The sequence below is a fragment of the Prauserella halophila genome (assembly GCF_024171895.1).
Lineage (GTDB): Bacteria > Actinomycetota > Actinomycetes > Mycobacteriales > Pseudonocardiaceae > Prauserella > Prauserella halophila.
Genome location: NZ_JAMTCQ010000009.1, coordinates 442357 through 459489 on the forward strand (window position 1 = coordinate 442357; position 17133 = coordinate 459489).

A 17133-nucleotide genomic window follows, 5' to 3' on the forward strand; every position below is an offset into this window, starting at 1 on the left:
GGGAGGGCCCTATGGTAGCGCTCGCCAACCAGACGATCGACGACACGAATTCCCACGACGGCTCGGCTCCCGACGCCTTGCGACGCTTGCTGTGTACCTGTCCCGAGTCGGTTCTCACCGGGGCCGGTGAACTCGCCGACATTCTCAGCCAAGGTGGCAAGGTCAGCGTGCTGGGCTACCGCGGCGATCATTGGTTGCTACTCGCCGGTAACGAAGCCGTCTGCGACGAGGAGGACCTGCGCGACATTGATCCGACAGCCCAGGACACCGGAAGTGTCGGGAGTCTGGTCTTCGGACCGGGTGTTGCGCTCGCGTTCGCCGAGCAGGACACCATCAACCGGTTCGGCGTGGAGCAGTTGCGGCAGGCATGCGTATGGCTGGCCCAGGCTCAGCGTGCCGACCTCTCCCACGAGCGGATGCACGACGCCACCGAAGAAGCCGATAGTCAACGCGCGGTAGCCGACCAGATTCTCACCGTCCGTGATGTGGATCAAGTGCTGCTGTCGATCACCAATCAGACCTTGGGGATGCTGCAAGCCGACATCTGCGGTGTGTTTCTGCGCGAAGACGACGAACTGCAGATGCGCTGTTGTACCGGGCACCGCGTCGTCACCACCGAACGGCTACGGATGCGCCGTGGCCAGGGTGTCGCGGGGCTGGTATTCGATACCGGGGAGGTCGCCAAGGTCGACAGCTACCTCGACGATCGCACGATCAGTCAGGACTTCATGTCGCTGGCCGAGCAGGAGCAGACACGCTCAGCTCTGGCCGTACCGCTGCGCGCGCACGGCGAGCTGATCGGGGTGCTCGAGGTATGGCGGCGCCGACACTCCGTGTTCACCGCCCGCGACGTGCGCCGGCTCGCTTCGCTGAGCGATCTGGCCACCATTGCGATCGAGAACGCGCACCTGTATGAGCAGCAGCGGCGAGCCAACAGCGAGCTGCGGGAGACCCACGCGGACCTGCAACACAAACTGAGCCTGTTGCGCCGGTCCTCGGCGTTGCAACGCTCACTGATTCAGGCAGTGCTGGACGATACCGCCACGCCGACGGCGATCGCCCAACTCGTCGGTCAGGAGATGCAGTGCCAGGTGGCGGTGCTGGCCGACGACTACCAGATCGAGGTTGTGTACCCGCCGGACTTCGCTGTGACCGGGCTGGCTGAACACATCACCAAGTCCAACGCGGACGCGACAACCTCCGCACGCCGAGAACTCGTGGGCGGGATCAGGTGCTGGGTCGCAGGCGTACGCGCTGGGGGTAACTCGTTCGGAGCCGTGTGCCTGATCGGCGGCGACGAGTCGGATGAGGTGATGGAAGCGGCCTGCGGCCAAGCGGCGATGGCCAGTTCGTTGGCGCGGGCCGAACAACACGCCGCCAGCAGAGCCCGTGCGGAGGCATTCGACCAGATCCTGTGGGACCTGCTCAGCGGGCCCGAGCAGCACCGCATGGCGGCCCGAACTCGCGCCCAGCACATGGGTGTTCGCCTCAAAGGCCCTCACCGGATCATCTACGGTCAGTTCGACAACCTCACTGCACTCGCGGCACGCCGCGGCTGGGATACCTCGGGCTGTGAGCGAGCGCGGCGAGACACCCTGGATGCGATCCGAACGGCACACGAAACCCCGGCTCTGCAACTCGCCGGCATGCGCGGCGACTGCATCGTAGCGATCGCGGCGGTCGACGACCGCGCCCTCGTGCGGGAATTGATGGACACGGTGAACACAGCAGCGGGCGCCGTGTCCGGAGGTGAGCTTGCCCTGTCGTGGGGAGTGAGCACAGTGCGTGAGAACCCCTGTGACTATCCGAGCGCCTTCAACGAGGCCAAGACAGCCCTGGCTGCCGCCCGACGGCTGGCAACAGGCGGCGTGACCCTCTACGACGAACTCGGCATCGTCCGGCTCCTGCTCGGCTCACACGAAGATCCCGACTACCACGCCTTCATCTCCGAAGTCACCCAGCCGATAATCGACTACGACCGACGACACGACGGTGCACTCATGGCGACGTTGCGCGGCTTTTTCGACGCCGACTGCTCCCAGAAGGAAGCGGCCAAGCGCATGTATGTGCACCACAAGACACTCAGCTACCGGCTGGAACGCATTAAGGACATCGCCGGCCTGGATCTCGCCCGACACGCCGACCGCATGCGCGCCGACCTCGCCCTGCGGCTACTGGACGTGACCGAGACCATGGACAACCCGAACACGGTCTGACCTGGGCTTCGTCCCGAAGCAGACGGCGTTCACCTCCTCGGTTACACGGCCCGTCCCACAAAGCCATGTGTTCCGATGGGGAAAGCCATGTATTCGGATGGGGAATGACCTTCCTGGCGGGATTTCCGTTTGGGAACCGCAGGCTTACATCCCGCAGCCGGGCGCGCGGTGTCGCACTCCGGGTTGCGGGACTGGAGCGGGACAGCCGAGTTCTCTGCTGGCGTTGGCGGACTCCACGAACTCCGGGGTAGGGATGGATAGGGACATGGTGGCTTCTTCTGTGGTTACAGGTGCTTCGCCGCGCGGGCAGGATCGATTGCGACCGGCTTGACGCGTTCACGGAGTTCGCTCGCGCCGATCATGAAGTGGTCGTGGTCGTGGTCGTGGTCGTGGTCGTGGTTCTGGTCGTGGTCGTGGTTCTGGTCGGCTTCGGCCAGCGCCGTTGGGCAGTGGACGTAGTTGTCCAGCTCGACAGGGTGGCCGTGGGGGGTGCCCAGGTAGGCTTCTCGCCACAACCGCACCCGCTCGTCGAAATCGGGAGTGTTCAGGCCCACGTGCTTGTCCAGAAGCCGTTCGAGGGCTGTGATCCACTGTCGGTAGTAGGCGGTGGTGACGGACTCGTCGGCGGAGGCCGGCTCCTCTCGCGCCACCGCGGCGAGGGTCTGTGCCCACTCCGGCCATCCGAAGACTCCACGACGGGTGAGCGCCACGACGGTTGCGAAGGCCTCGACCTGCCACGGCTTGTCGAAGCTGTTCTCCGGCTCCTCCTCGTCGGCCAAGAAATGGGCAGTCATGAACTCGCCTCGTCGAGGTAGGACTCCCACATGTCGATGTACACATGGTCATCGGGGTTGCCCCCGTGCTTACCGAAGAGCTCTCCGACAGTGAAGCGGACGTTGTAGAGATGCTGGGGCTGATCGCCTTCGCCATGGGCCATCGTGTCGGGGAAGACGAAGAACCCGTGATGGATGGAGATCACGCCCGTGCGCCCCTTGGCGTACTGGGGGAGCCGGGTGTGACCGGTCGGATTGAGGTTGCGCACGGTGACGCGATCACCCACGGAGAAGCGTGTCGGCGGCGCATCGGGGCGAGTGAAATTGGTCGGGGTTCTGATGGCGTCGTGGACCTCGTTCGCCTGAAGCAGTCGCATCACAGGCCCTCCTTCTCGTTGCTCTCCAACTCGGTGATGCGGGCCTCGAGCTCCTCGGGGGTGAAGAGATCGTTCCAGAAACCGAGGTTCTCCGCGGCGCGCAGCCAGTGGACGTAGTAAGGGGTGCTCAGGTACTCGGCGGGATCCATGACCTCGATGGAGTGTCGGAACTCGTCGAGCGGACAGAGACCCGCGGCGAAGTAGAGACCGATCACGCTGAAGACGTCCCGCTCCCACTGGCCGTGGAAGACCGGCTCCTGTTCCTCTGTGGTGACGGTGCCGAACCCGTGCTTGCCGCCGACATCGTGGACGCCGTTCATGCGATCGCCTCCTGCCGCGGCGTCGCGAGCCGCGTGCCGATCATTGAGTCGCGGTTGACCAGCTCTGCGAGCTGCTCCACCGTCAGGTCCTCGGTGCCCGCGGGTCGCTCTGGGATGACGATGTAGCGGATCTCCGCGGTGCTGTCCCACACCCGCACCTCCTTGTCGTCTGGCACGAAGGTGCCGAACTCCTGGAGAACGTCCCGCGGCTCCATGACCGCTCGGGAGCGGTACTGCGGGGCCTTGTACCAGGCCGGCGGAAGGCCCAGCACTGCCCACGGGTAGCACGAGCAGAGGGTGCACACCACGACGTTGTGCACCGTGTCGGTGTTCTCCACGAACACGACGTGCGCACCTTCGAATCCGGTCATCCCGAGCTCTGCAAGCGTTCCGGTTCCGTCGTCGAGAAGCTGCTGCCTGAACTCCGGCTCGGCCCACGCTCGGGCAATGACAGCGGCACCGTCCTTGGGCCCGATCCGGTTCTCGTAGAGGTCCACCACCTCGTTCAGGGCGTCTTCGACCACCAGACCCTTGTCGACCAGCAAGGACTGGATCGCTTTCACCCGGAGGGCGGCGTATGGCGGCGGCTGGGTGTAACCGTCGCTGCTAGTGATCTGTTCCATCTGAGTCTCGACTCTCTCTTGCGGCGTACGGATGGGAGCGGAGGTCACCAACGTCAGGCGAACTCGACGGACACGCTGTCGAGTTCGATCGACGATTCTTCGGAGGCAGGCTCCGGCTCTTTCTCTCGGTCCGCTGCCGACAGCGGCCCGTAGTGGTGTGGCAGTCGCATGGACACCAGGTCCTTGCGTCGCACAACGTTGTTCGGATATCGGCCGCCACCGTCCGTGGTGTCCACGGTCATGGTGGCCGTGGAACTGCCCTCGGTCGCGATCCGCTCGGTTCGGGGGAACGAGAACGTATCGGGCCCGAATATGCCGCTCGCACCGCCCGCGGGGGTGTTGGCGAAGGCCAGGTAGACGTTGTTCTCCCCCGCCCGCACTCGCATGTGGTGCCAGTGGACGGGATCCTCGCCGTGCGGGATCGGGTAGCCGTGGTCGATGACGCTTCCAGGGTGTCCCTGGGTGAGTGGCGTCGTGACGGTGCCGCCGACGGCGACGAGGTCGCAGCCACGCAGCGCGAGTATCCGCCCGGTCTCCGGCTGCCCGATGTCCTCACCGTGGGCGATCCCGATTCGGCCCACGGGGATGTCGGCCACCGTGAAGGTCGATCCGGCGGTCACTCCGGTCTCCTCCGCCGGCACATGGACCTTGTGGTGCCTGGCCGCGACACCGCCGGGGCCGACCAGCACCAGGCTGTTGTGCACCGCAGCGCTCGGTCCGGCCGACTCGTAGAGGCCGAGCAGCGCCCAGACGTTCAGACGCGCACAGCTCGCGGCGACACGATGGAGCTCGCGCCCGCTCTCCTCGGCCAGGACCTGCAGGTCGCCCTGTCCTGCAGCAGCTCCCGAGATCGACAGCTCCGGGAAGACGACCAGCTCGGCGGCGGCACCGCTACTGGCCTGCTCGAGGTGGTCCAGCAGCTTGTCCGTGTTCCGGGAGGGCGAGGAATCGAAGGTCTCCTGAACCACCGTGACGACGCTCGGTCGGCCCGGTGGCAGAGGGCTCCGGCCGTAGAGCGAGAAGAACTCGAGCGGGTTCCACAGGAAGGTGTTCTTCTGGAGCTCACGATAGAGCTCGGGACGTCGGGTCGAGAGGGCGGAGCCCTGGCGCTGCTTCAGCTCGCGCGAGAATTCCGGATCGATGCGCCCGTGGACCACGCCATCCCCGCTGTCCCGGCTGGCGACGACCGTCGAGTCCGGCGCGATGATGCAAGACCCCCCGCTGAACTGCACCCCTCGCTCCAGACCCCACCTGTTGCTTTCGACGAGGTAGCAGGAGTTCTCGTATGCCCGGCTGATCCAGTAGGGCGCCGGAGTCCGCTCGGCGAGCCAGTTGCTGATGTGACAGATCACGTCGGCACCTTCGAGGGCGACCAGGCGCGCCGTTTCCACGAAGTGGATGTCCATGCAGATCAGGAGAGCGATCCGGCCGAGCTCGGTGTCGAACACCCGATGGCCCCGGTTGCCAGGCGCGGCCCATTTCGGCTCGGCGATGTACGGGTGCGACTTGCGGTGGGTACCGATCACTCCCTTGGGGCCGACCAGGACGGCGGCGTTGTACAGCAGCCCGGTCTCGATCTCGCGCTCGGGCATGCCCACCACGATGTGGACGCTGCGCTCCGCGGCCACGGCCGCGAACCGATCGATGGTCGGCCCGGGAACCGGCTCAGCCATGGCCTCGGCCTCGTGCTCGTCGAAGAAGCAGTAGCCGGTCGTCGCCATCTCGGGGATGGTGATGAGCCGGGCCCCGCCGTCGGCAGCCTCCTGTACCAGCCGAAGGAGCTCTCGGATGTTGTGCTCCTTGTTGAACAGCGTCGGCTCGAACTGAACCGCCGCGGCCGTGAACTCGCCACTCATGGGATCTCCTCGTCGGTTTGGTCCTATTCCGTTGCGCGGATCAGCGCTCGAAGATCTCGTGGTACAACGCTTCGATCTCGCCCGCGTCGGGCACGACCGGGTTGTTGGCGGGCGAGCCCGACGCAATCGCCTGGACCGCCATCGTGGGGACGAGCTCGGACCAGCGGTCCTTCTCGATGCCGTAGCTCCCGGGGGTGGGGACACCCAGCTCGGCACACAGGCGCTCCAGCTCGGCGATCAGCTTGTCCGCTGCGACCGAGTCCGAGTCGGATTCGGAACCGCTTCCGAAGGCCCGTGAGCAGTTGGCGTACCGCTCGACGGCGCCGGGCACCGAGTAACGCGTGACAGCCGGCAAAAGCATCGCGTTCGACAGGCCGTGGGCCACGTGGAAGTGAGCTCCGATCGGGCGGCTCATGCCGTGGACGAGTGCGACGCTGGCGTTGGAGAAGGCCATGCCCGCCTCCGTCGAAGCCACCATCATGGCTTCCCGAGCGGGAGCGTTCTCGCCATCCCGATAGGCGTCCTCGATGTTGCCCGCGATGGTCCTGATCGCGGAGAGCGCCAGTGCGTCGGAGACATGGTTGGACTTGCGGCTGACGTAGGCCTCGATGGCGTGCGTCAATGCGTCGATCCCCGTGTCGGCGGTGAGCCGCGCCGGCATGCTCGTTGTCAGCTCGTGGTCCACGATCGCGGCGACCGGAAGGAAGGAAGATCCGGGACACAGCATCTTCTCGTCCGTCAGGCTGTCGCTGATCACCGTGAACTGGGTGGCCTCCGATCCGCTCCCCGCTGTCGTCGGGATCGCGATGATCGGAAGCGCTGGCCCGGCATAGACATGAGGCGCCTTGTAGTCACTCATGACTCCCCCGTTGACCGCTAGGACGGCCAGCGCCTTGGCGGTGTCTATCGGGCTGCCGCCTCCGAACCCGACGACGCAGTCGGCTTGGTGGCTGGCAGCAGCCCTAAGCCCGGCTGTCAGCGAGTCGGTGGTGGGGTCAGGGACCGTATCGGCGAAGAGAAGGGCCTCGATGCCGTCCTTGGCGAGCAGGGAGCAAAGGCGGTCCGCGTCTCCGGTACTGGCGAGGAACTTGTCGGTGACCAGGACAGGGCGCTGGAGACCAAGGTCCCGCAAGACGGCGGGCAGTTCGTCGACGGCGCCTGCGCCGAGACGCGTGAGTCTGGGAAAGGCGAGCGTGGTCGTCAATGTCGTCTCCCTGCTGCTCAAGCGTTGCTGGGAAAGCCGAGGTCGATACCCCGGTGGCTCGGATCGGACCAGCGGGAGGTGATCGTCTTGGCACGCGTGAAGAAGTTGACGCCCTCCATGCCGTGGGCGTGAGTGTCGCCAAACAGGCTGTTCTTCCAGCCGCCGAAGCTGTAGTAAGCCAGCGGGATCGGGATGGGGATGTTTATGCCGATCATGCCGACCTCGATCTCGTTCTGGAAGTGCCGCGCGGCCCCACCATCGCTGGTGAAGATGGCGGTTCCGTTTCCGTACTGATTCGAGTTGATGAGATCAATGGCTTGGGCATAGGTCTCGACGCGTACCACCGAGAGGACCGGTCCGAAGATCTCGTCGGTGTAGACCGACATGTCACGACTGACGTGGTCGAGCAGCGTGGGCCCGAGCCAGAATCCGTCCGGCCCGCCATCGGGATCGACGGCACGGCCGTCGACGACGACCTTCGCGCCGGCCGCTTCGCCCTGGTTGACGTACGACGCGACGCGGTCGCGGTGCTCGCGCGTCACCAGCGGGCCCATGTCGGCACTCCGGGTCCCGTCCCCCACCTTCAGGCTCTCGGCCCGCTGCCGGATGCGGTCCACGAGATCGTCGGCGATGCCGCCAACCGCGACTGCGACCGAGATCGCCATGCAGCGCTCACCAGCGGAGCCGAAGCCTGCGTTGACCAGGCCGTCCGCCGCCAGGTCGAGATCTGCGTCGGGGAGGACGACGGCGTGGTTCTTGGCCCCTCCGAGGGCCTGGACCCGTTTCCCGCTCTCGGCCGCCCGCGAGTAGACGTACTGGGCGATCGGAGTGGACCCGACGAAGCTGACGGCCTTGACATCCGGGCTGTCGAGGATCGCGTCCGTCGCGACCTTGTCGCCCTGCAGGACGTTGAAGACGCCGTCGGGCAGGCCTGCCTCGGCCCAGAGCTCGGCCAGCCACAAGGACGCGCTCGGGTCCTTCTCCGAGGGCTTGAGCACGACCGTGTTCCCGGCGGCGATGGCGATCGGGAAGAACCACATCGGCACCATGGCGGGGAAATTGAACGGCGAGATCATGCCCACCACGCCGACCGGCTGACGCACGGAGAACACATCGACGCTCGTCGAGGCGCTCTCCGTGTAGGACCCCTTCAGCAGATGGGGAATGCCGCAGGCGAACTCGACGACCTCCTGACCCCGGGAGATCTCACCCAATGCGTCGGACAACACCTTGCCGTGCTCTCGAGTGATGATCTCCGCGAGCTCGCCCTTGCGCTCGTTGAGCAGCTCGCGGAAGCGGAACAGCACGGCCACTCGACGCGTGAGGGAGGTGTCCCGCCAGGCCGGGAATGCAGCGACAGCCGCCTCGATGACCGTCTGGGCATCCCGCTCCGAGGCCAACGCCACCTGGCCGACGACGGCGCCGCTTGCGGGGTTGGTGATCGGGGCGTGAGAGCCGGCCGTCCCCTGGAACGGCTTGCCCTCGGACCAGTGCCCCACGGTGTTGTTCATCTTGTGTCTGCGCCTTTCGCTGAATTCGTGATGTTGAGCCACGACACTCGTTGAACATTTGAGTTCGGTCAATAGCCTAGTTCAGCACTGGAATGTGCGTGCATGCACAATAGGAAGCATGCGCAACGCCGACGACCTGAAGTTCTTGCTGGAGCTGGCCCGAACTGGCCGCCTTGTGGAGGCCGGCCGGCGGCTCGGAGTCGAGCACACCACCGTCGCCCGGCGGATCGCGAATCTCGAACGCCAAGTCGGGGAGCGCCTGTTCGACAGGCTCTCCAGCGGCTGGCGGCTGACCGAGCGCGGGCGTCAGCTCCTGCCCTATGCGGAGACTATCGACTCCGCCATGACAGCGGCGTTCGGCGATACCGGCAAAGCCCAGACCCTGTCGGGCACGGTCCGCCTCGCCGCGCCCGACGGGTTCGGAGCGTACGTCCTGACCCCGGGCTTGGGCAGGCTACGGGAGGACCATCCCGATCTCGCCGTCGAAGTGACTACCGCGACCAGCAACCTGTCCCTGGGTGCACGCGACTTCGACCTGGCCGTCACCCTCGAGCGACCCACCTCGAGGGCGGTCATGATCCGTCGGCTGACCGATTACTCGCTGAAGCTCTACGCGTCGGAGGACTACCTCGCCCGCCACGAGCCGATCACGAGCACGAGGGACTTGGTGCGCCACACCATAATCTGGTATATCGACTCGATTCTGGATGTCCAGCCGCTCAAGTCGTTGAGCGCGATCCTTCCGGACTGCAAGGCCACCATCCAGACCAACAACATCTCCGGGCACCTGACAGCGACCAAGGCCGGTCTGGGCCTCAGTCTCCTGCCGACCTACATCGGCGCCACAGAACCGAAGCTCTGCGAGGTGCTCCCCGAAGAGATCGTCGGACGTCGAACCTATTGGGTGGTTGTTATGAAGGAGCTCAGCCATCTTCGCCGCGTCCAGGCCGTCGACAGCCTGCTGACGTCACTGGTCGCCGACAGCTCCGTCTTCGAATGACCTAGAACTGGGGCGTGGGTCATGAAGGCGCCACGAACGTCACCCGCGTCACCGGGGCTGGGTCGAATGACACGGGCCCGCTTGCCGAGCCGGCTGATCACGCGCTGGGCCGCTCACGGGCGGTCCGTCGACGAGGATTCACCAGCTCGTCGGCGGCCATGGCCTGCCGCTGGTGATCGCCCTCGCCCCGGCAAGCGGGTGATGCACCGTCCCTGCTGCCGTTGCTCGGACGGCTGCGCGTGCCCGGGTCGATCGGGCAACCCCGCACCCGACCTGACGCCATCCGGGCCGATAAGGCGTACTCGTCTCGCGTGATCCGCGAGAATCTGCGCGCCAGCCGCATCGGCTATGCATTTGCTGGGCGGGGCACAGTGATCGCCCAAGGATCTCGGCAGCGCATCATCTTTGGGTCGCCTCCCACGTCCCTCGGCGGACCGTAGCCGTGCGATGCGGTCAACGCTCGCGGCAAGTGGCGCTCCGACGCCAACGGCACCCGGGTCCGGTGCGGCGTGAGGCTACGGTGCTTGTTGCACAGACGCGCTTTCGGCTCCGCGCCATCGATGCTGGGCTCACCAGTCCTGCCAGGGCACGATGGTGCGCAGCGGTGTCGAAAGAAGGACCTCTTCGGCGTCGTCCAACCCTTGCGTCGCTGCGTCGCGCTCTGCGCGAAGGATGGCGCTGGTCGTCTCCAGCGGGTCACCGTCGAGGTACACGAGACGGACGCGAAGGCTCCCCGGGCTATCGGTCGCGTTGGATGTGATTGGCAGTGTCCGGTGTTGCTGGTGGTGGTCGAAGGAGAAGGTCCATGCTCCGGCGACGCCGTCGAGGTCCAGGAGCGCCGGCATGAGGACGCGGTCCTGCCAGGCAAAGAGCTCATGAGTGTTCTGGCCGTGTGGCGCGGCGTAGCGGGAGAGGGTGAAGTGCACTCCCCGATTGGGGCGGAAGGGGAGCACGTCTGCGCTGACCAGCGCCGAGGGGGCGGCGTACCCCTTGGTCGGTACGAAGAAGGAGGTCATTCTGCGCTGGACGCCCGGAATGAGGGGACCGCGGCCCCATTGAAAGGAGTCTTCGCCAAGGCGGCTCCATGTTGCCAGGGCCTGCTCGACCGGGTCACGGAACAAGTAGGTGGCGACATAGTCGACCTCCGCATACTCCGCGACAGCGGACCCGTGTTGGCGGAACTCTTCGGGTCGCGCCCAACGATCGCCCCAGGCCACGCCGGGTAGGGCCAGATTCTCCGGCCGGTGGTCGAGCTGGTGCCACTCGTTGTAGGCACGGTGTTGCGAAGGATCGGCAAGGTCGACCAATGAGAAGTACGCCAACGGGTAGGGCACCGTCTACCTCCTTAAACGAAGTGAGTCTTAGCCTAGCGCTTGTTTGGGTCTGTGTACATCTGGAATTCTGCCGTCGTTCCGGTGGGCGGACTCGTGACCTGCCGTATCCATCCCCGAGGAGGCCGACGGCGGGCGGCGGCGTAGCTGTCGCAGGGCAACCTGCCGGGAAAAGGTTCTACCCGCTCACGGGAGGAGCCGGCCGCTTCCGACGCCCGGATCCGGGTGCCGGTGGCGGTCTCGTGCCGGGTTTTGCAGCTCCGCCGCCAGCACTACTACGCCCGGCTCGCCTGTCCCGTCACTGACACCGAACTCGACGAGGCCTATCTGGCCGACGCACTGTGCGACGCCGCCGCGACGGCCCCGAGTTCGGTCAGCACACGCACGACTCCGAAAGGTCGCCGGGGCGATCCGGCTCGGTTGACCCGGATCGCCGGCACACGAAGTCTACCAAGCGCTTGCTAGATTATTGCGGAAGGATGCGTGGAACCAATGACTTCGGCGACCTGTGGTTGCGCGACCTCCGGATCCTCACGTGCGCGACGGCTCGTGCTCCGGGGCCGGTCGGCCGAGCCGATCGAGGCGGTCGAAGTCGTCGTCGGGCAGGTCGAGGTCCACCGAAGCGACGTTCTCTTCGAGGTGGTGCCGGGAGGAGGTCCCCGGGATGGGGACCATGACCTCGGACCGGCGCAGCAGCCACGCCAGCGAGACCTGAGCCGGAGTGGAGCCGAGTCGGCCGGCCACCTCGGTGACCGGCGAGTCGGAGCGCACGCTCGGTGCGATCGGCAGCCAGGGCAGGAACGCGATGCCGTGGCGCTCACAGTGCGCCAGCACGCGCTCCGAGCGCCGGTCGAGAAGGTTGTACCGGTTCTGCACACTCGCGATCGGCGTGATGCGGCCTGCCTCGACGATCTGCTCGACGGTGACTTCGGACAGTCCGATGTGGCGGACCTTTCCCTCGTCCTGCAGCTGCCGCAGCGCGCCGATCTGGTCGGCCAGCGCGACCGTGGGGTCGATCCGGTGCAGCTGGAACAGGTCGATGCGCTCCAGCCGTAGCCGTCGCAGGCTCAGTTCGGCCTGTTGGCGCAGGTACTCCGGACGCCCGAGCGGGATCCACTCGTCGCCGGGGTGGCACTGGCCGGCCTTCGTGGCGATCACGACGTCGTCGGGGTACGGGTGCAGGGCTTCGGCCAGCAGCTCCTCGTTGCGGCCGAGCGCGTAGGCGTCGGCGGTGTCGATGAAGGTGATGCCGAGATCGACCGCGCGGCGGGCCAGCGCGTGCGCCGCGGCGGGGTCGCCGGAGGGCAGCCGCATGGCGCCGAAACCCAGCCGGTGGACCGGAAGGTCGCCGCCGAGGACGAGGTGGTGGTGATCGGCAGGCATAGCGTCTCCTCGTGAGTGCCGGTTGATGTGGTGCCAACACTGCCGTCGCGGATCAGCTAAGACAATCGAAACATTCTTCGGATGATCACGTAGCATCACTAATGTGTTGAATCTGGAACGCCTGCGGACTCTCCACGCGATCTCCACGACGGGGTCGGTGCGCGGCGCCGCCGAGGCACTGCACGTGACGACCTCGGCGGTGTCGCAGCAGCTGTCCCGGCTCGAGCGTGAGGTCGGCCAGCAGCTGCTCGAGCGGCAGGGGCGTGGCATCCGGCTCACCGGCGTCGGCGATCTGCTCGCCGAGCATGCGGGCAGGCTGCTGCAGCAGGTCGAGCTCATCGAGACCGACCTCGCCGATCACCGCGGTGCGGTGGCCGGATCGCTCTCCGTGGCCGCCTTCGCCACGGCTGCTCGCGGCCTGCTGCCGCCGGTGCTGCACACGCTGCGGGAGCGGCACCCGGGTCTGTCGACCAGGCTGACGGAGCTCGAGCCCACCGAGTCGATCGCACAGCTGCGCCACGGCGCCGTCGACATCGCGGTCGTGCAGGACTGGCCGGAGGAACCGATCACGGTGCCCGAGGGAATCGCGTGTGCCCCGCTGCTGGAAGACGTGCTCGACGTGGCTCTGCCTGCGCGACATCGCTTCGCAGGCCGGGACGCCGTCACGCTGGTCGAGCTGCGCGACGAGGACTGGGTGAGCTGGCCCGACGACGAGATCTGCCACGGCTGGCTGGGCAATACCCTGCGCCGCAACGGAATCGAGCCCCGGGTCGAGCACACCGCTTCGGAACACTCCACTCAGCTCGCGGTGGTCGCGGCCGGATTCACGGTCGCGATCATCCCCCGGCTCGGCCGCGGCCCCACACCGGCCGGCGTCCGGTTCGTGCCGTTGCGACCGGAGCCTCGACGGCGAGTGTTCGCGTTGTGGCGCAACAGCACCACGAACCGCCCCGCATTCCAGGCAGCGCTCGGCGCCCTGCAGGACAGTGCCCGGCAGTGCGACACCACCCGTGTCGATGATCCCGGGTAGTAGGGCCAAGGTGGCCTACAACATCCACGACCTCGTCCGCCAGCCAGGATCGCGCAACTGGAGCGAGGATTTCACGCTCTACACGGAGGCGGATTCCGGCGATCCGATCGCCACCTCGCGGGTGCTCTGCAACCGGGGTCTGCATTGACGCGACCCGCCTTCAATCATACAGTTTCGGGAAATCTGTATGATCAACGCGGAGGTCGGTCCGATGGTGCTCGGCAGTGTGGCGGTGGTCCTCGGGGGTAGTGTCGGCGGCCTGTGCAGCGCGGGAGCGCTCGCTCCGTACTTCGATCGCGTAGTGGTGCTGGAACGCGACGAACTGCCCGCCGACGCTCGGCATCGGCGGGGCGTGCCGCAAAGCAAACACCCGCACTTCCTGCTGAACTCGGGCAGGCGCGCGATCGGGGAGCTGTTCCCCGGCTTCGAGGACGAACTCATCGCCGCAGGTGGGCTTCATCTGATGCCCTCCATGGATGCGGCCTACCTCGACGGCGAGGGGTGGTCGGCGCGCAAGCGCAGTGCGATGACGATGATCTACAGTTCGCGCATCCTCATCGAACGGGTGCTGCGCGACAAGATCCGTGACGTGTCCAATGTGGAACTTCGGGAAGGCGTCGCCGTGCACGGCCTCTCGGTGCACGACGGAGCGATCACCGGTGTGCAGCTCTCCACGTCCGCAGGCGAGGAGCACATCGACGCGGACTTCGTCGTGGACGCGATGGGGCGTGGTTCCTCGGTCGGTGACTGGCTGGTGGCCGCGGGATGGCCGGAGCCGCCGGTGCAGACGCTCGATGCCAAGGTCACCTACACCTCACGCTGGTACGACTTGCCCTCGGCCGAGCAGCGCCCCTCCTCCTGGTGGTGGCAACACCTCGTGATCATGCCGACCCCCGACAAGGGGCAGCATCCCGCCGAACACGACTTCCTGGTGAACTTCTTCCCCGTCGAGGACAACCGCGTCATCGCGTGCATGGGCTCCTGGGGGCATCCGATGCCCCGCAGTACCGAGGCGTTCCTCGAGGCCGCCCACCGGGTTCGGACACCGCTGTTCGCCTCCGCCATGGACCGGTGCGCTCCGACCTCGCAGGTGCATCTGACCCGGTCGACCGGCAACAAGTGGCGCCGGTACGACCGTTGGTCGACGCCTCCGAAGGGGCTGGTGTTCGTCGGTGATTCGATCTGCGCGTTCAACCCGTTCTACGCGCAGGGCATCAGTTCCGCGGCGAGTTCGGCGCTCCTGCTGCGAGAACACCTCTCCCGCGCCGGGAGTCTCGGCCGGAAGTTCTGCGTGGAATTCCTGGCCGAACAGCGCAAACTGCTGGGCGTGCCGTGGCGTCTCGCCATGGCACGGGACCAGGGCTACGAATGTGCTGTCGGTACCGAGCAGCTGCCCGAGTGGAAACGCCGGATTCTCGCGGCCGTCTCCGGACCCGCATTCAGTCTCATCGTCGGAGCCGCCCGCGAAGACGTCGTCGTCGACGAGCACTTCTCCAAGGTGTTCAACCTCGACGAGTCGCTGGGCCGGATGATGACGAACCCGCGGGTGCTCGCCGGTCTCGTACGCTATCGCATTCGGGCGGCTCTGGGCCGCGAACGGGTTCCCTACGGATTCGATCCCCAGGAGGAACCGCCGGCCACCGACTACTCGCCGGCCGGCACCGCGACCACCGCACCGCGGACCGGGGCGGAGGTATGACCGAGCCCGGGTGCGGACCGCAGGCCGAGGAGGCCACCCGCGTCCTCGGTTTCGACTGCACCGACGTGTCCGCGGTGGCCTCGCTGCGGTTTCCCTGGGATCTCGCGAACTGGACGATGCCGCTGCTCGAGGTGCTCGTCATCGGCGGTGCCGTGTTCGCGCTGGTGCACGCGATTCGCCGTTACCGCAACGGCGATCCGGTGAATCTGGCGTTGTGGTGCGCTTCGCTGGTCTACCTCTTCGTGATCGAACCGCCCCTGTACTTCCCGGAATGGTTCGGTCTCGACGAGCTGTACGGGTTCATCTTCGCCCACAACCAGTTCACCGCGGGGTTCATGGCGGATCGACTGCCGCTCTACATCGTGGCGTTCTATCCGATGATCAGCCAGCTGGCCTACGAACTGGTGCGCTCGCTCGGGATCTTCCGCCGGCGCGGTGCACTGGCGGGCGCGGTGGCCGTGGCGCTCGCCTGTCAGGTCTTCTACGAGATCTTCGACCACGTCGGCCCGCAGCTGAAGTGGTGGACCTGGAACGACGACAACCACCTCGTCAACCATCCGGCGATGGCGTCGGTGCCGTTGACCAGCATGCTGCTGTTCGCGTCGGTCTCGATGGCGGCCCTGACCTACCTGGTCGTGCGCCTGACGGCGCGGCCTGCTGCGGACGGTCGGCCGCGGCGGGGCCGGGACCTCCTGCTGCGCGTCGTACTGGCCGGCGTGCTGACTCCGTTGGCGATGGTGATCGCCAACGTTCCGTCGAGCCTGTTCGGCGGCGAGAACCCCGATGTCACCGCCCAGGCGTGGATCCTCGGCATCGAGCTCGCCCTCGTCTGGCTCGCCGGTGGCTGGGTCGTGGTTTCGCACCTGAGGTCCGCCGACCACGGACTCGACGAACCACTTTCGGCCTTCGCCCGCTTCTACCCGGTGATCTACCTCGGGGCGATGGCGGTGTTCTGGGCCGCCGCCCTGCCGCAGTACCTCGGTGCCGAGGACGGCGTCACCCGCGACGGCACCCCGACGGGGAGCGGAATCTACGCGCTCGCCTGCTTCTTCGGGGCCGGTCTGCTCCTCGTCGCGCTTCACCGCACGCAGCGAACCCGCCGGACGGATCCTGCCGGTGTCTGACCTTCCCCTTCGGGGAAGATGACACCCATGGGACACCACGGATGGCAGGGAAACCCGCCTGGCGCCGAGGATCAGGCACGCCGTCGTCTCATCGAGGCGGCGATCGCCTGCATCGGCCGCACCGATGTTTCCAAGATCAGCCTGTCCGATGTCGCCATCGAAGCCGGCGTGACGCGTCAGACCGTCTATCGTTACTTCCCGAGCCTTTCGGAGATACTCAGGGCCGTCGGGCAGGCGGGTGCCGACGAGTTCGCGGAGCGGATGCAGCAGCACCTGGCCGTGTGCGAAAGCCCGGCCGAGGCCGCGGTGGAATCGGTGGTGTTCGCCGTCCGCACCGTGCCCGACGAGCCCTACATGGGTCTGCTGCTGCAAGCGGGCGAGCCCGACTTCTTCACCGCCGGTTCCACCTCTCCCGCGGCCTTCGCCCTCGGCGCACGCATTCTGCGGAACGTGCCGGTGGACTGGCGGGCCGTCGGGATCACCACGGACGAGGACCTCGAAGGGCTCGCCGAGATTTTGATGCGGTTGTTCGTCTCGTTCCTCCAGTACCCCTCGAGCCCGCCGCTCACCGATGACCGGATCCGGTCCCTCGTCCGCCGCTGGATCGGGCCGGCCCTCGGCGGGCACTCGGCACGCCACGGCGAATCCGACGACCTCGCGCAGCTCCCACCAGCGCCTTGACCGTG

The 17133-nt window shown here is 66.7% G+C and carries 16 protein-coding genes; 7 read left to right on the plus strand and 9 right to left on the minus strand.

Annotated elements, in window-relative coordinates:
• Window positions 1-11 precede the first annotated feature (11 nt).
• Window positions 12-2216 carry a helix-turn-helix domain-containing protein gene (locus LY41_RS08255; RefSeq protein ID WP_253863280.1) on the plus strand — a complete coding sequence of 735 codons (2205 nt, stop codon included), beginning with the start codon at window positions 12-14 and terminating at the stop codon, window positions 2214-2216.
• 284 nt (window positions 2217-2500) lie between these two features.
• Here the strand turns inward: LY41_RS08255 and LY41_RS08260 are convergent, their stop codons facing one another.
• The 7 genes from LY41_RS08260 to LY41_RS08290 are packed head-to-tail and all read right to left on the minus strand — an operon-like array spanning window position 2501 to window position 8880.
• A complete protein-coding gene (locus LY41_RS08260) occupies window positions 2501-3010 on the minus strand; it encodes a nitrile hydratase accessory protein (protein ID WP_253863281.1) in 510 nt (169 codons plus the stop codon).
• A complete protein-coding gene (locus LY41_RS08265; RefSeq protein ID WP_253863282.1) occupies window positions 3007-3366 on the minus strand; it encodes an SH3-like domain-containing protein in 360 nt (119 codons plus the stop codon). The genes LY41_RS08260 and LY41_RS08265 overlap by 4 nt, the downstream gene beginning before the upstream one ends.
• On the minus strand, window positions 3366-3686 hold the full coding sequence (locus LY41_RS08270; RefSeq protein WP_253863283.1) for an SH3-like domain-containing protein: 321 nt from the start codon (window positions 3684-3686) through the stop codon (window positions 3366-3368). The genes LY41_RS08265 and LY41_RS08270 overlap by 1 nt, the downstream gene beginning before the upstream one ends.
• Window positions 3683-4357 carry a nitrile hydratase subunit alpha gene (gene nthA, locus LY41_RS08275; protein ID WP_308292220.1) on the minus strand — a complete coding sequence of 225 codons (675 nt, stop codon included), beginning with the start codon at window positions 4355-4357 and terminating at the stop codon, window positions 3683-3685. Before nthA ends, LY41_RS08270 begins: the two co-directional genes overlap by 4 nt.
• Before the next feature lie 5 nt (window positions 4358-4362).
• Window positions 4363-6165, minus strand: coding sequence for a nitrilase-related carbon-nitrogen hydrolase (locus LY41_RS08280; RefSeq protein WP_253863284.1), 1803 nt, complete (start codon window positions 6163-6165; stop codon window positions 4363-4365).
• Window positions 6166-6205: 40 nt separating this feature from the next.
• The gene (locus LY41_RS08285) at window positions 6206-7369 is read right to left on the minus strand and encodes an iron-containing alcohol dehydrogenase (RefSeq protein ID WP_253863285.1); all 1164 of its coding nucleotides are present in this window, start codon (window positions 7367-7369) and stop codon (window positions 6206-6208) included.
• 17 nt (window positions 7370-7386) lie between these two features.
• Complete coding sequence (locus tag LY41_RS08290) at window positions 7387-8880, minus strand: CoA-acylating methylmalonate-semialdehyde dehydrogenase (protein ID WP_253863286.1); 1494 nt, start codon at window positions 8878-8880, stop codon at window positions 7387-7389.
• A 118-nt stretch (window positions 8881-8998) separates the two neighbouring features.
• Between LY41_RS08290 and LY41_RS08295 the strand changes: the two genes are divergently transcribed.
• A complete protein-coding gene (locus LY41_RS08295; RefSeq protein ID WP_253863287.1) occupies window positions 8999-9880 on the plus strand; it encodes a LysR family transcriptional regulator in 882 nt (293 codons plus the stop codon).
• 569 nt (window positions 9881-10449) lie between these two features.
• Here the strand turns inward: LY41_RS08295 and LY41_RS08305 are convergent.
• Together LY41_RS08305 and LY41_RS08310 are read right to left on the minus strand one after the other, a co-directional pair.
• The gene (locus LY41_RS08305) at window positions 10450-11214 is read right to left on the minus strand and encodes a hypothetical protein (protein ID WP_253863288.1); all 765 of its coding nucleotides are present in this window, start codon (window positions 11212-11214) and stop codon (window positions 10450-10452) included.
• 528 nt (window positions 11215-11742) lie between these two features.
• Window positions 11743-12594, minus strand: a complete 852-nt coding sequence (locus LY41_RS08310; RefSeq protein ID WP_253863289.1) for an aldo/keto reductase — start codon at window positions 12592-12594, stop codon at window positions 11743-11745.
• A gap of 103 nt (window positions 12595-12697) precedes the next feature.
• On the opposite strand from LY41_RS08310, the gene LY41_RS08315 reads away from it, so the two are divergent.
• The 5 genes from LY41_RS08315 to LY41_RS08335 all read left to right on the plus strand — a co-directional run bounded on the left by LY41_RS08315 (window position 12698) and on the right by LY41_RS08335 (window position 17128).
• A complete protein-coding gene (locus LY41_RS08315) occupies window positions 12698-13624 on the plus strand; it encodes a LysR family transcriptional regulator (protein ID WP_253863290.1) in 927 nt (308 codons plus the stop codon).
• Complete coding sequence (locus LY41_RS08320) at window positions 13611-13772, plus strand: hypothetical protein (protein ID WP_253863291.1); 162 nt, start codon at window positions 13611-13613, stop codon at window positions 13770-13772. The genes LY41_RS08315 and LY41_RS08320 overlap by 14 nt, the downstream gene beginning before the upstream one ends.
• A gap of 63 nt (window positions 13773-13835) precedes the next feature.
• A complete protein-coding gene (locus LY41_RS08325) occupies window positions 13836-15323 on the plus strand; it encodes an FAD-dependent monooxygenase family protein (RefSeq protein ID WP_253864046.1) in 1488 nt (495 codons plus the stop codon).
• Entirely contained in the window at window positions 15320-16447 is a 1128-nt protein-coding gene (locus LY41_RS08330; protein ID WP_253863292.1) for a DUF7802 domain-containing protein, read from the plus strand. Before LY41_RS08325 ends, LY41_RS08330 begins: the two co-directional genes overlap by 4 nt.
• A 27-nt stretch (window positions 16448-16474) precedes the next feature.
• Window positions 16475-17128: a TetR/AcrR family transcriptional regulator gene (locus LY41_RS08335; protein ID WP_253863293.1), complete on the plus strand. Its 654-nt coding sequence runs from the start codon at window positions 16475-16477 to the stop codon at window positions 17126-17128.
• Window positions 17129-17133 lie beyond the last annotated feature (5 nt).

Coding starts and splice junctions, on each gene's coding strand:
- LY41_RS08255 (WP_253863280.1), top strand. CDS start 12: ATGGTAGCGCTCGCCAACCAGACGATCGACGACACGAATTCCCACGAC.
- LY41_RS08260 (WP_253863281.1), bottom strand. CDS start 3,010: ATGACTGCCCATTTCTTGGCCGACGAGGAGGAGCCGGAGAACAGCTTC.
- LY41_RS08265 (WP_253863282.1), bottom strand. CDS start 3,366: ATGCGACTGCTTCAGGCGAACGAGGTCCACGACGCCATCAGAACCCCG.
- LY41_RS08270 (WP_253863283.1), bottom strand. CDS start 3,686: ATGAACGGCGTCCACGATGTCGGCGGCAAGCACGGGTTCGGCACCGTC.
- LY41_RS08280 (WP_253863284.1), bottom strand. CDS start 6,165: ATGAGTGGCGAGTTCACGGCCGCGGCGGTTCAGTTCGAGCCGACGCTG.
- LY41_RS08290 (WP_253863286.1), bottom strand. CDS start 8,880: ATGAACAACACCGTGGGGCACTGGTCCGAGGGCAAGCCGTTCCAGGGG.
- LY41_RS08295 (WP_253863287.1), top strand. CDS start 8,999: ATGCGCAACGCCGACGACCTGAAGTTCTTGCTGGAGCTGGCCCGAACT.
- LY41_RS08310 (WP_253863289.1), bottom strand. CDS start 12,594: ATGCCTGCCGATCACCACCACCTCGTCCTCGGCGGCGACCTTCCGGTC.
- LY41_RS08320 (WP_253863291.1), top strand. CDS start 13,611: ATGATCCCGGGTAGTAGGGCCAAGGTGGCCTACAACATCCACGACCTC.
- LY41_RS08325 (WP_253864046.1), top strand. CDS start 13,836: ATGGTGCTCGGCAGTGTGGCGGTGGTCCTCGGGGGTAGTGTCGGCGGC.
- LY41_RS08330 (WP_253863292.1), top strand. CDS start 15,320: ATGACCGAGCCCGGGTGCGGACCGCAGGCCGAGGAGGCCACCCGCGTC.
- LY41_RS08335 (WP_253863293.1), top strand. CDS start 16,475: ATGGGACACCACGGATGGCAGGGAAACCCGCCTGGCGCCGAGGATCAG.